The sequence below is a fragment of the Pseudanabaena mucicola FACHB-723 genome (genome assembly GCF_014696385.1).
In the GTDB taxonomy this organism is placed as follows: Bacteria; Cyanobacteriota; Cyanobacteriia; order Pseudanabaenales; family Pseudanabaenaceae; genus Pseudanabaena.
The window spans coordinates 1-12,659 of sequence record NZ_JACJQB010000030.1; the positions used below are offsets into that span (position 1 = coordinate 1).

Annotated in this window: 9 protein-coding genes and 1 pseudogene; 5 read left to right on the forward strand and 5 right to left on the reverse strand. The window is 42.2% G+C overall.

Annotation, left to right across the window (positions count from 1 at the left end):
* A pseudogene (locus H6F41_RS19030) lies at nt 1-126 on the reverse strand (IS701 family transposase); the annotation flags it as partial.
* 219 nt (nt 127-345) lie between these two features.
* Between H6F41_RS19030 and H6F41_RS13385 the strand changes: the two are divergent.
* Nucleotides 346-1,293: a class I SAM-dependent methyltransferase gene (locus H6F41_RS13385; RefSeq protein WP_190403975.1), complete on the forward strand. Its 948-nt coding sequence runs from the start codon at nt 346-348 to the stop codon at nt 1,291-1,293.
* 49 nt (nt 1,294-1,342) lie between these two features.
* On the opposite strand, the gene hepA is transcribed toward H6F41_RS13385, so the two are convergent.
* The 4 genes from hepA to H6F41_RS13405 all read right to left on the reverse strand — a co-directional run bounded on the left by hepA (nt 1,343) and on the right by H6F41_RS13405 (nt 8,128).
* Nucleotides 1,343-3,178, reverse strand: coding sequence for a heterocyst formation ABC transporter subunit HepA (gene hepA / locus H6F41_RS13390; protein WP_190403976.1), 1,836 nt, complete (start codon nt 3,176-3,178; stop codon nt 1,343-1,345).
* 30 nt (nt 3,179-3,208) lie between these two features.
* Nucleotides 3,209-4,213, reverse strand: a complete 1,005-nt coding sequence (pheS, locus tag H6F41_RS13395) for a phenylalanine--tRNA ligase subunit alpha (protein WP_190403977.1) — start codon at nt 4,211-4,213, stop codon at nt 3,209-3,211.
* 223 nt (nt 4,214-4,436) lie between these two features.
* A complete protein-coding gene (locus H6F41_RS13400; RefSeq protein ID WP_190403978.1) occupies nt 4,437-6,917 on the reverse strand; it encodes a peptidoglycan DD-metalloendopeptidase family protein in 2,481 nt (826 codons plus the stop codon).
* A 554-nt stretch (nt 6,918-7,471) separates the two neighbouring features.
* Entirely contained in the window at nt 7,472-8,128 is a 657-nt protein-coding gene (locus H6F41_RS13405) for a response regulator transcription factor (protein WP_190403979.1), read from the reverse strand.
* A gap of 124 nt (nt 8,129-8,252) precedes the next feature.
* On the opposite strand from H6F41_RS13405, the gene H6F41_RS13410 reads away from it, so the two are divergent.
* The 4 genes from H6F41_RS13410 (at nt 8,253) to gorA (ending at nt 12,634) form a co-directional block, all read left to right on the forward strand.
* Complete coding sequence (locus H6F41_RS13410; RefSeq protein ID WP_190403980.1) at nt 8,253-9,098, forward strand: phosphatase domain-containing protein; 846 nt, start codon at nt 8,253-8,255, stop codon at nt 9,096-9,098.
* 67 nt (nt 9,099-9,165) lie between these two features.
* On the forward strand, nt 9,166-9,909 hold the full coding sequence (locus tag H6F41_RS13415; protein ID WP_190403981.1) for a cobalt-precorrin-6A reductase: 744 nt from the start codon (nt 9,166-9,168) through the stop codon (nt 9,907-9,909).
* A 107-nt stretch (nt 9,910-10,016) separates the two neighbouring features.
* Nucleotides 10,017-11,168: a ferrochelatase gene (gene hemH / locus H6F41_RS13420; protein ID WP_190403982.1), complete on the forward strand. Its 1,152-nt coding sequence runs from the start codon at nt 10,017-10,019 to the stop codon at nt 11,166-11,168.
* A 95-nt stretch (nt 11,169-11,263) separates the two neighbouring features.
* The gene (gene gorA / locus H6F41_RS13425; protein WP_190403983.1) at nt 11,264-12,634 is read left to right on the forward strand and encodes a glutathione-disulfide reductase; all 1,371 of its coding nucleotides are present in this window, start codon (nt 11,264-11,266) and stop codon (nt 12,632-12,634) included.
* Nucleotides 12,635-12,659: the final 25 nt, after the last annotated feature.

Genomic DNA, 12,659 nt, shown 5'->3' on the forward strand with positions numbered 1-12,659 from the left:
CATATATCGGTTGATTTGGTCGTGACTGTATCCCTCTATATGTTCGGCTAAGTTCGTGATTGTATAGTTGATCTGGCTACTCAGCAGATACTGGCAATAGTTTAGGGTGCTAAATTTCTTCGTCATTTGGCTTTGCCTAACTCTTACTCCTTTTTACCTCTTTTTCTCCACTGCGTAAGTCCTAACTTCTTTAGCAACCAGTGCCAACGATTGGAAGAGGCATTGCTGAAGCGATATATGATGTTGTTTCACAAGCTAAAAATTTCATGTTTTAACTTGCAAATCTATGTATAATGCAAGCACTATTTTTGCTTGCAACAAAATACTTCCTATCTATCTAAAATCATGAATAATAAAACAGAAGTTCACTCTTGCCCTGTTTGTAACTCACAGAAAATTAAGTCAGCACAAGATTTACCTACATTAGAGCTTGTAAACTATTACTCACGAATTAGTTTGGCTGCATCAACTTTTTTAACTGAGATGGTTAGTAGTGGCGATATTCCATCTTCTATTCATATAGATAAGTGTGGCAATTGTGGACTAGAGTTCGCTAATCCAATGTTCACAGCACCAAGTCAATGGTATTCGGAGATAGAAGATTATGGAGTTCGTAATTGGGATTTTCAACAGTGCTTTCAAAATTTAAAGCCTAACTCTCATATTTTAGAAGTTGGTTGCGGTGAGGGACATTTTCTTGAACTGGCGATTAAACAAGGACATAGTGCTATGGGACTAGATTTTAATCATAGAGCTATAGAAGTTGCCAAATCTAAGAATTTAGATGCCCATTGTTGGGATTTGAAGAAGCTTAAAAGTAACTTGCAAGACAGGAAATTTGATGCTGTTGCGTTTTTTCATGTGATTGAGCATTTAGATGATTTGGTCATGTTCTTTCAAGATCTCTATCCCATCATGACTAAAGGCTCTTCTCTACATTTTACTTGCCCCGCTCCTAATCGGTGGACAATGAATCTTCAAGATGTCAAGGTGGGGGGAAGGGAAGGATGGGATTACCCGCCGCATCATCAAACGAGATGGAATAAAGTTGCGGCAGAAACAATTCTCTCAAGATTTGGCTGGGAACTACAAAATTATGTTGAAGAACCTTTTAACTGGCTTGGTTTATCTAATATTATGATAGCTAAAAAGCTTAAGAGATCAGGATTAGAGATATCTATGCTATCTCCCTTTGATCGAAAGATTAGGATCGCATTAGCCATGATAAGAACCTTCATACCTTCAATTACTAAAACTGGTATGAATATGTATTGTGTGGCTATTCGCAAATAGCTAATTCACATATTCTTTTTGAAATAAAATTACCAAAAAGAAGTTAAGCCTACTGGTTTTGCATTTGGTGGTAATTCCACAAAGCGCCTTTTTTCGCAATTAAGTCTTGGTAAGTGCCTTCTTCAACTATTCTACCCTTCTCTAGTACGACTACTTTATCCGCGCGGACAATGGTCGAAAGTCGATGGGCGATTGTAATCACGGTGCAATCTTTGGATAATTCATCTAAGGATTCTTGAATCATCCTTTCTGTCACTGAGTCAAGGGCACTAGTGGCTTCATCTAAAATCAAGATCTCAGGTTTACGTAGTAAAGCGCGAGCGATAGCAATGCGTTGACATTGACCACCTGATAGTCTCACGCCGCGATCGCCTAATACAGTATCAAAGCCTTCAGGCATATCCGTAATAAAGTCAAGGGCGTTGGCTTGTCGCGCCACATCTTTTACTGCTTGTTCGCTAATATCAGTTAAACCATAGGCAATGTTATAACGGACTGAGGCATTAAAGATAAATGTACTTTGACTGACTACCGCCATCTTGCGCCGTAGTGAATCAATGGTTAAATCGCGTAAATCAATGCCATCAATATTTATAAAGCCATTAGTGGGATCGTATAGCCGAGGAATTAAATCAGCAAGCGTGGTTTTGCCTGCCCCTGAAGCTCCCACCAATGCTGTAGTCTTGCCACATTCAATAGATAAATTAATATTCTGTAAGACGGGCTGGTCAAGGATATCATAGCCAAAGTCAACCGATACAAAATCAATGGCTCTCTCAAACTTTTTCAGTTCTATATGTCCATCAACTAAATATTTCTTATCTTCAGTAGCTAGTACCTGCTTAATTTTGGCGATCGAACCTCCGTAGCTGCCTAGCTCAACACGCAATCCATTTACCTGCTCAACAAGGGGAATCATCCGAAATAGCACAAACATGAATGTTAGGAGTGCGTTAGTTTGTAATTGTCCCGTCAATACAAAGAAGTTAAAAGCACTGATGATCACGCAAATTAGAATAGTTGTGGAGATCGCCTCTGCCATTGGGCGAATTAGATCAACAGCTTTATTAAGTCGATATAGAGCTGTTTTGATTCTTTCAGAAGAATTGTAGAATCGATCGCGCTCAAATCCTTGGGTTGATGAGGTTTGAATTGTTCGCATTGCGCTGATTAGCTCAATGCCTAGAGATGTAAAGTTGGCGCCAGCCTGTGTCACAGGAAAACTCGCTTCACGCACCCGTAGCACAAAGCTAGATATAAATACCGATAGCATCCCAAACAGGAGTATAGTCGCGATTGACAATTGCCACGAAATTACAACCATGGCGCTGATATATACCAGCAAAGTTGAGCCTCTAATCGCAAAGGCTGAAACCGCTCCAAAACCTCTTTGGATTGTGGCAATTTCGTTATTTAGACAATTAATCAGATCCCCTGATCTCGTTTGGGAGTAATAACCCAAACTCAAACTAATCAATTGCTCAAACATCGATTTTCGCATCCGATCTGCAAAGGAGGCATCGGTGAGCTTGGCATAGACGGGACCTAAATAGGCAAATAGCGATCGCAACCAAGATAGGGCAATTACCAGTAATCCCAACCTTAATACGCGATCGCCAGAGCTAGACTGGGGCGAGAGAATTATCTGATCCAGCAATTTTAGCCTTAGGCTAACATCTGGGCTATTGGGATTAGTTAATACTTGTAGGAATGAACTGATTACTGCTAATGCTATGCCCTCAAAGACTGCTGCCAAGAATGAGAATACAATCGCTAATAATGCTAATCGCCAGAAATATTTAAATTCTCTCAAGAAAACATAATTGTCTTGCCAAAAATTAGTTAACTTAAGAGAGCTTCGGAAGAAAGCTAAAACTTGGCGCATGAATTTTTAGATATATCAGATTGATTAAGCTTAAAACTGTCGCAAGAATCGTAAGTCACTTGTAAATAAACGGCGAATATCGTCTATTTTGTGCAGTACCATGGCTACTCGATCTACGCCAAAACCCCAAGCAAAACCAGTAACAGCTTCAGGATCATAGCCAACAGATTTAAATACATTAGGATCGACCATGCCACAGCCGCCTAATTCTAACCATCGTCCATTCCACATCACATCGACTTCAGCCGATGGTTCTGTAAATGGGAAGTAGCTGGGACGGAAGCGAATTGGACAATCGCCTAACAGTTCCTCAACAAAGGTTTTGACAGTGCCTTTAAGATCTCCAAAAGTTAATCCTTCCTCGACTGCCAGAAGTTCAATCTGATGGAAAATTGGGGAGTGAGTTGCATCTATGTCATCCTTGCGATATACGCGACCTGGACAAGCAATTCTCAGTGGGGGGTCATTTTCTTCCATGTAGCGAATTTGTACTGAGGAAGTTTGCGATCGCAATAATTTGCCATCACTCAAGTACAGGGTATCTGCCATATCACGAGCAGGGTGGTCGGCGGGAGTATTTAAAGCTTCAAAATTGTAATAATCAGTTTCAATTTCGGGTCCCTGAGCAACGGTAAATCCCATACCCACTAAAATATCCAGCATTCGGTCAATGGTACTTTGGATAGGGTGCTGCCTACCTTGATAGGAATGCAAAATGCCAGGCATAGTCACGTCAAGAGTTTCAGCTTCAAGACGCTTGGCAATAAGATTTTGTTGAATCGAGGCTTTGCGTTCTTCTAGCTGAGTTTGTAAGGTTTGCTTGACCTGATTGGCGATTGCCCCAACTTGAGGGCGCTCTTCGGCAGATAGCTTACCCATTGCACCAAGGATTTGAGACAGAGTACCTTTTTTTCCCAGATACTCCACTCTTAATTGTTCTAATTCTTCAGGTGTTTGCACATCTCCAACCGATTTTGTTGCGAGTTCTGCTAAAGATTGCAATTGAGCAGTTAAGCTCTGTAAGTCCGTTGCCATCAACGTTTCCTATTTACTGATGAAGAATTCTATTATTTTCACTTTAGCAGAAAAAATACAAACTCTGCAAATATTCTCGATTTCTCTCGCTTCCGACAGCTATAGCTATTCACTTCTTGTTTTTGTGTCTATAGCAAAGTACAGACTTCGTTAGGACAAATCAAAACCCAAAAAATGAATTGCGGCGCTTCGCGCCGCAATTCATTTTTTGGGTTTATGGCTTTTACCTTCTAGCACTAGCTAAGAAAGCCATTGGATCAATCGCACTACCACCATTAGGACGAATTTCAAAGTGAAGGTGAGGGCCTGTACTGAATCCTGTACTTCCCATCTCACCAATTGTCTGACCTTGGCTAACCGTTTGACCTTCTTTGACATACAGCGCATTCAAGTGGGCATATCTAGTGATTGTGCCGTCAGCATGGCGAATATCAATCATGTTACCGTATCCACCATCATTCCACTGCGAGTATTCTACTACTCCAGAAGCAGCAGCCAAAATTGGAGTGCCAACAGGAGCTGCAATGTCAATACCTTGGTGAATTCTTCCCCAACGCCAGCCATAGCCAGATGTGAATACACCATCTGCGGGCCAGATAAAGCCAGTGGAAAGTCCATAATCTTGGACATCAGGTAAGTAGGCACTAGCTGTCAGTTGTGGTAGCTCTGGGGCGAATCCTGAACGATCTCCAGGATTTGCGATCGCACTACGACTAGAATCAAAGTTGCGATCAGGGTTAGGTGTAGCATTAAGATTTGCCGCCGCAATCTTAGCGGCTTCTATCTTACGAAGTTCTTCAGCTTTACGAGCAGCTTCCTTGATTTCAGCATCACGAACTTTATTTGTGAGCAGATCAACCTCAGACTCAAGGCGCTTGACTTCTAAGGAAGTCATTCTTGCTTCAGGGTCAGGCAATAACGCGACTTGATTGGGTTGCTTGATGACGACATCTGATTGCTGATCAACTGAGGCTGAGGAAGGAATCTTCGGTGCAAGACTAGCGGCTAATTGAGTAGGTATCTGGATGTTTGGTTCAGATGCAGGCTGAGAGACAGTATCCGCAACACCAGCATTAGAAGTACCACTTTGCTCAATTGCTGGATTCGAGGGAATTGTAGGAGTCACGACTGCTGTAACTGTTTCAGGCTTTGCCTCTGGTTCAGCAACAGGCTGATTTATAGCTTCTACGGGTGTGGCATTGCTGTTGGCACTGATTCTTTGCTCAGAAACTAGAGCTGTTGGAATTTGTGGCACTGACAAAGCCGCAGATATCCTAAGCGGTAGCTGTAATACAGGCTCAGCTACTGGTTGAGAGGTTCTATTGTCAATAGGATTAGAACCACTGACACTGTACTGCTCGGAAGCAACTTGAGAGGGAATTACTGGTGCGGCAATCGATCTGGCAGGCAAATTGATACTTAGTGCAGGAATAGAATTGCTTCTAGCACCACCGCTTAAATCACCAAGTAGTTGGTCGGGAGTAAAGGGAAAGAGCGCCGCCGCAACTCTTGTAACAGGCTCGCCATTAACCGATGTGGTTGCTACAGTTTTAGATGCAGCGACATCAGAACCAGTTAGTTGCATTAAACCATCCCAAGGGGATGCAGGATTTGCTGCTGCAATCTTTGCCACAGAAGCATTAGGTAACACCATCGGAGTTGCCGCAGTTACACGAATTGCTTCTACTTCTCTAGGAACGGCAGTATTGGCTGTTGTAGTAGGTGAAGGAACTTGTTTAACAGGTTTTTCGTTAAGCGAGGAAGCAACCGTACGAGTATTCGGCAAATTCTGCTGTTGAGGCAGTTTCAGTTCTTGGTTTAACTCTAACCATTGGGGATTTTCTAGCTTATTAGCTTCGATGATCGCCCTTTGGGTAATGCCATAGCGACGAGCAATAGTCTCAATAGTATCGCCGTTTTGGACTTTATAAAGAGTATGCTTTGGTTGCTTTGAGATTGTATCTGCGGCAACTTTGTTTTCAGACTTGTTGCTTGCCAAAGTTGCTACTGCTTTTTTGCCTTCTAGCTCTTGGAGGCGTTTTGCGAGACGTTCTTTTTCAGCCAACAGTTGCCTTTTGACATGATCTTCTTTGACTTGCATTAGAACTGTCACATTGCCCGGAATTACCAAAGGCTGATCAATTGCTAAGAAGTCACCAGAAGTTAGAGAGGTAAACTTGATGATTTCGTCCTTGGGGACTTTATAGTAGCTAGCGATTGCCTCTAGGGTGTCACCTGATTTCACCTTGTGAACTAACCCGTTTACAGGAGGAATCATTAACTTCATACCTCTTTGTAATTCAGTATCTGCACTGATTCCGTTAGAGGCGGCGATGGCTGCTGCATCGACTTGGTAAACCTGAGTTAATTTCCAGAGAGTTTCATCTTCACGAACCTCATGAACAATTACGCCTTGGCTGTTGTCCCATGTGCCAGATGCGATCGCAGTTCTCGCCATTTCGTACTTACGATCTTGGTTTTGACCCATCACATCCGTCAAAGTACGGGATGACGCTGCTACTGGTGTAGCTTTAAGATTATTGTTTGCCGACTGTTGGCTGACTAATACCCCCACAGTGCCTGCGGATAGAGCAAACCCTAAAACCGCTAGCGAACGACGTACCTTCAGAGAAAGCGTCTTTTCGCCCAATGGCAGGGAAACATTGGTTGTCAGATCCTCTTCTTGGGAAGATACCTTTTTCAAAAAACTGCCTCCTCTTAGACTAGCTTTGCTCCTGAATAAATCAAGTGTGAGAATAAAGTTGATCTGAGTAGTCTTGCCTATTTAAATAGGTAGCCCATCATCTCAGCTAGGAGCGATTACAAACTATAACTTACCTCGATTTTTTCCGTAAAACAAGTTCACAGTGAACATCTTAAATCCCACTTATATGCTTTCACTCTAAAATATGGCTCACATGCACTGTTAATGCGTTTATGTCAACCACCAATTTGGTAAAGCAATCATGCAAAATCTGTAGAATTTCAATTTTGGAATAAATCTATCTCAAGATAGTTTTTGAGATAACTAACTTTAGTCGGTTAGTAACTTTTTTGACTGTGTAGAACGCTTTTGCTCTATTCCCATACAATAAGCTATCTTGCATTTTCACCAATGGCAATAGAGCTTACTATAGTTTTTTGTATGTATTAGCTTCTGCTACCTCTTTTTTTTGCGTGTTTACACCGTATATCTCCCTAAAGCAAATTTCTTTGTTATGTAAACTTTTTTTTAACAATTTAGTCAAAAAAGATCCCTCAATTGACTAATCCCGATCGCAAAGCTACTACTGCTGCTTGCACACGATCATCGACAGAGAGCTTATTCATGATGCCCCGTACATGGGTTTTGATCGTGTTGGGGCTAAGGTAGAGTTCTTTGGCAATTTCAGGATTACTCTTGCCATCAACGATTAACCTTAAAACCTCTAATTCTCGTTGAGAGAGGTGCGAAGTATTTTCCGATGGAGTAGGCGGCTTGAGGTGATCCATGACCTTACGTGCAATTTGTGGATCAAGATAGGTTGCCCCGTCCTTGGCGGCGGCAAAAGCTGCTAAGAGGCTTTCTGTCGATGTTCCTTTGACACAATAGGCATCAGCACCACTGGATAGGGCGGCAATAATTTCCGTATCATCAGTATGGGAACTGAGCATCACAATATGAATATTAGGGGCATTAGACTTAATTTTTTGGGTTGCTGAAATTCCATCAAGTCTTGGCAAGCCAATATCCATGACAATAATATCAGGATTTAATTCCTGAGCCATTTTTACGCCAATATAACCATCCTCAGCGATGCCAACTACATTGATATTTGGTTGTTGCGATAGGGATTTTTCTAATCCTAGTTGCATCAGTGGTTCATCTTCTACGATGAGAACTCTTAGAGTGCTGGCTTCTGTAGATATAATCATAATTCTAAATTTTTTGGTTTTGAGGCAATTGCCATGATTATATAGCAATCTCAAATTGTTTGAGGAAGGGTAAACCTTCAAGTTTGATGATCAATGCAGGGCTGTAAAGTACACCATAAAATTCATGCTGATAGTTTATTTCACAATTGGTTTACCTGCTTCGGGAAAATCCACATGGGCAAAGAAAAGGGTCGATAAATCACCAAATGCGATTAAACGGGTTAGCCAAGGTGAAATTTCTGTCATGCTTGATAATTCCTATGCTTCTAAACATAATGAGCAGTTTGCCTTGGCTGTGCAAGATTTGATTATTAAAGAGTCATTAATCAATGGGAAGCATGTCATTGTAGATAATCTAAATCTTGACGCTAAACATGAATTGAGAGTTAGAGAACTAATTCAAGATCTCGCCGTATTAGAAGTCGTAGACTTTCGAGATGTTCCCTTAGAAACTTGTATCAAACGTGATTTGCAGCGTCCTAACTCTGTCGGGGAGAAAGTAATTCGTAAACTTTATGATCAATTTATTGCTGCACCTAGAGCCACGAAACCAATATACAAACCTGAGCTGACCGATGCCATTATTTGTGATTTGGATGGTACTCTTGCTCTGATCGTTGATCGGAGTCCCTACGATGGCTCTAGGTGTGAGGGGGATATGGTGAATGAGCCAGTGCGATCAATTTTACAAAATTCAGGAAAGAAGATTTTGTTGGTATCTGGCCGTGAAGATCAATATAAGCCGCAAACTTTGGCTTGGCTGCGTAAGCATCAAATTGATTTTGAGGGTTTATACATGCGGCGTTCTGGAGATACACGCAAGGATAGTATTGTCAAAAGGGAAATTTATGATCAATTCATCCTTGACCAATACAATGTGGCTTTTGTACTAGATGATCGCGATCAGGTTGTGAGAGTTTGGCGCGATCTGGGTTTGACTTGCTTACAGGTTGAATATGGTGATTTTTAAACCTAGAGGCTTGTGTTGCCTACATATTAGGTGGTGTAAGCTCTGTTTTTTATTATTTTAGACAAAAATGAGAAAAGTCCTGATCTTAGGTGGTACGGGTGATGCGGTAAAGCTTGCTGCAAAACTGGCGACAATAGACGACATAGAAGTAATTAGCTCCCTTGCAGGACGAACCAAGAAACCTGCCGCACTCGTGGGAAAATTTCGCATTGGGGGCTTTGGTGGCGCGGAGGGGCTAGCTAAATATTTGCAGGACAATGGGATTGATACGCTTATTGATGCAACCCATCCTTGTGCAGGACAAATTACGCATAATGGGGCAATTGCGGCGAAAATTGCCCGAATACCTCATTTGATGCTGGTGCGTCCGCAGTGGGAAAAAGTTGTTGGTGATATTTGGATTGAAGTGGCAAGTATCGTAGCAGCAGCGCAAGCTATTCCTGATGCGTTAAATCGGGTATTTATTACCTCAGGTAGACAGCAACTAGAGCCGTTTTTGTTGCGATCGCAAATTCATTCTCAAACTTGGTACTTAATTCGCTCTATCGATCCACCTGATCTGGATCTGCCCAATAGCAAAATATTGCTCGATCGCGGGCCATTCAGCCTTGAGCAAGAACGCCAATTGCTACAAGATTATCAAATTCAAGTAATCGTTAGTAAAAACAGTGGCGGTGCTGCCACCTACGCCAAAATTATTGCTGCGAGGGAATTAGAAATTCCTGTAATCATGGTGCAACGTCCTGCGATGCCTGATGGAGATGAGGTTACGAGTATTGATGCAGCAATCGCATGGTTAGCTCATCTATAAATTATAAATGTCTGCTTAAAACGGTGTAACGATCCTGACGCTAGCTATAATTAATGAGATTTAATCTAAATAACAAATCCAAATTACAAAAGGATATAGCGATTGATATGGGGCGATTAGGAGTTTTACTGCTGAATCTTGGCGGGCCAGACAAGTTAGAGGATGTCCGCCCATTTTTGTATAACCTGTTTGCTGACCCAGAAATTATTCGCTTGCCTTCACCATTATTGCAAGCTCCTCTCGCTTGGTTAATTTCGACGTTACGGGCTAAGAAGTCCCAAGAAAATTATAAAAAAATTGGTGGTGGTTCACCGCTAAGGCGCATTACTGAAGCCCAAGGACAAGCTTTGCGATCGCAGCTTCAGCAGAAAGGGCATGAGGCACATATTTATCTAGGAATGCGTTATTGGCATCCCTTTACTGAAGAGGCAATTGCTCAAATTAAACGAGATAAAATCGAAGAATTAGTTGTTTTACCCCTATATCCTCAATTTTCGATTAGTACCACAGGTTCCAGTTTTCGATTGCTTGACCGCATCTGGAAAACCGATCCTGAACTCCAAAAAATTAAATACACAGTTGTACCTTCTTGGTATGACAACTCAGGCTACTTGCAAGCGATGGCAAACTTAATTGCTACCCAACTCGATCAAGTCAAAAATCCTAGCGAAGCCTATGTATTCTTTAGCGCCCACGGTGTACCAGTTAGCTACATTGAGGAAGCAGGTGATCCTTACCAAAAGGAAATCGAAGCCTGTGCAGAGTTAATCATGCAAAAGCTTAACCGCCCTAACTCCTATAAACTCGCATACCAAAGTCGGGTTGGTCCTGTGGAGTGGTTGCAGCCCTATACCGATATTGCGATCGAGGAGCTGGCGGCGCAAGGAGTCAAAGAATTAGTAGTTGTGCCAATTAGTTTTGTGTCTGAACATATTGAAACTCTCGAAGAAATTGATATGGAATACCGCGAAATTGCTGAACATGCAGGTATTGAGACCTTTGCGAGAGTTCCTGCCCCTGATACTGATCCCACATTTATCCAGGCCTTAGCCGACATCGTGATCAAGGCTCTCAACGATCCCAAAAAATCATTCTCAGAAACAATTCAACCTCAGAAAAATACCAAACTCTATCCACAAGAGCGTTGGGAATGGGGTATGACTCAATCTGCCGAAGTTTGGAATGGACGCTTAGCAATGCTTGGGTTTCTAATTTTGCTCCTAGAGATATGGCTAGGACGTGGACAATTAATCCATTAATTAAAACCCAAAAGAATTTTTGAAAGCGTGGCTCTGCCACGCTTTCAAAAATTCTTTTGTAATACTTTAAGCCTCAATAGGCTGTAAATAAAAATATGACAGATTTTGATTATGACTTATTTGTAATTGGTGCGGGTAGTGGTGGGCTTGCCGCCTCGAAACGGGCTGCCAGTTATGGTGCAAAAGTTGCGATCGCAGAAGGGGACTTAGTAGGTGGTACTTGTGTAATTCGTGGTTGTGTCCCCAAAAAGTTGATGGTTTATGCCTCCCACTTTTCCCATTTTCCCCATGAATCCGCAGGCTATGGCTGGACAATTCCTGAAGGAACTTTGGATTGGGAGAAACTCCGCGATGCGATTCAAACAGAAGTATCAAGATTAAATAAACTGCACATTAGTTTTTTATCAAAGAACAATGTCGAGCTAATTTCAGGATTTGCCAAATTTGTTGATGCCCATACGGTGGCTGTGGGCGATCGCCAATTTACCGCCGAACGCATCTTGATTTCAGTGGGTGGTGAAGCTTTCAAACCTGATTTAGCTGGTATTGAATATGCCATCACATCTAAAGAAATGTTTTTGTTGCCGCAGTTTCCCAAACGATTTGCGGTGATTGGTGGTGGTTATATTGGGACTGAGTTTGCAGGCATCATGCGGGGACTCGGATCTGAGGTTACGCAAATTATTCGCGATCACTATGTCTTAAAAGGATTTGACAATGATGTGCGTATCAATGTGCAAGAAGGGATGGTCAATCACGACATCAATTTCCACACCTGCATTGATAGCAATTCTCTCAAGATTATCAAGAATAGTCAGGAGCATGAAAACGCATTAACGATTGCCTTTAATGATGCAGAAGGCAAGGCACAACAGGTCAATGCTGATGTTGTCTTAGCGGCAACAGGACGTAAGCCAAATCTAGCCCCCCTCAGTCTAGAGCAAGCAGGAATCGCAGTTGTTAATGACGCGATCGCAGTTACCGAAGATAGCTGCACCAATCAACCCCATATCTATGCGATCGGGGACTGTACCAATCGCGTGAATTTAACCCCTGTGGCGATCGCCGAAGGTCGCGCTTTTGCCGATACGGTTTATGGACATAAACCACATTTTATCAGTCATAAAAATATTCCTTCGGCTGTCTTCTCTCAACCCGAAGCTGCTACCGTTGGCTTATCTGAAGAAACAGCGCGTGAACTATATGGCAATCGGGTAAAAGTCTATAAAACTAAATTTCGCCCCATGTTTTACAGTCTGGCAGGTGGTGAGGCAAAAACAATGATGAAATTAATTGTTGTTGGAGAAGAGGAACGAGTTGTCGGTTTGCACATGGTCGGTAAAGATGCTGCCGAAATCATTCAGGGTATGTCTCTAGTCGTTACGATGGGAGGCTGCAAAAAAGATCTAGATAATACGATGGCGATGCACCCGACTGCTGCCGAAGAATTTGTCACCATGCAATAAAAAAGGGGCGCTTTGCGCCCCTTTT

Bases quoted from the DNA above. Each gene is read 5' to 3' on its own strand.
- hepA (WP_190403976.1), bottom strand. From the start codon at position 3,178: ATGCGCCAAGTTTTAGCTTTCTTCCGAAGCTCTCTTAAGTTAACTAAT.
- H6F41_RS13415 (WP_190403981.1), top strand. From the start codon at position 9,166: ATGAGAAAAGTCCTGATCTTAGGTGGTACGGGTGATGCGGTAAAGCTT.
- H6F41_RS13410 (WP_190403980.1), top strand. From the start codon at position 8,253: ATGCTGATAGTTTATTTCACAATTGGTTTACCTGCTTCGGGAAAATCC.
- hemH (WP_190403982.1), top strand. From the start codon at position 10,017: ATGGGGCGATTAGGAGTTTTACTGCTGAATCTTGGCGGGCCAGACAAG.
- gorA (WP_190403983.1), top strand. From the start codon at position 11,264: ATGACAGATTTTGATTATGACTTATTTGTAATTGGTGCGGGTAGTGGT.
- H6F41_RS13385 (WP_190403975.1), top strand. From the start codon at position 346: ATGAATAATAAAACAGAAGTTCACTCTTGCCCTGTTTGTAACTCACAG.
- H6F41_RS13405 (WP_190403979.1), bottom strand. From the start codon at position 8,128: ATGATTATATCTACAGAAGCCAGCACTCTAAGAGTTCTCATCGTAGAA.
- pheS (WP_190403977.1), bottom strand. From the start codon at position 4,213: ATGGCAACGGACTTACAGAGCTTAACTGCTCAATTGCAATCTTTAGCA.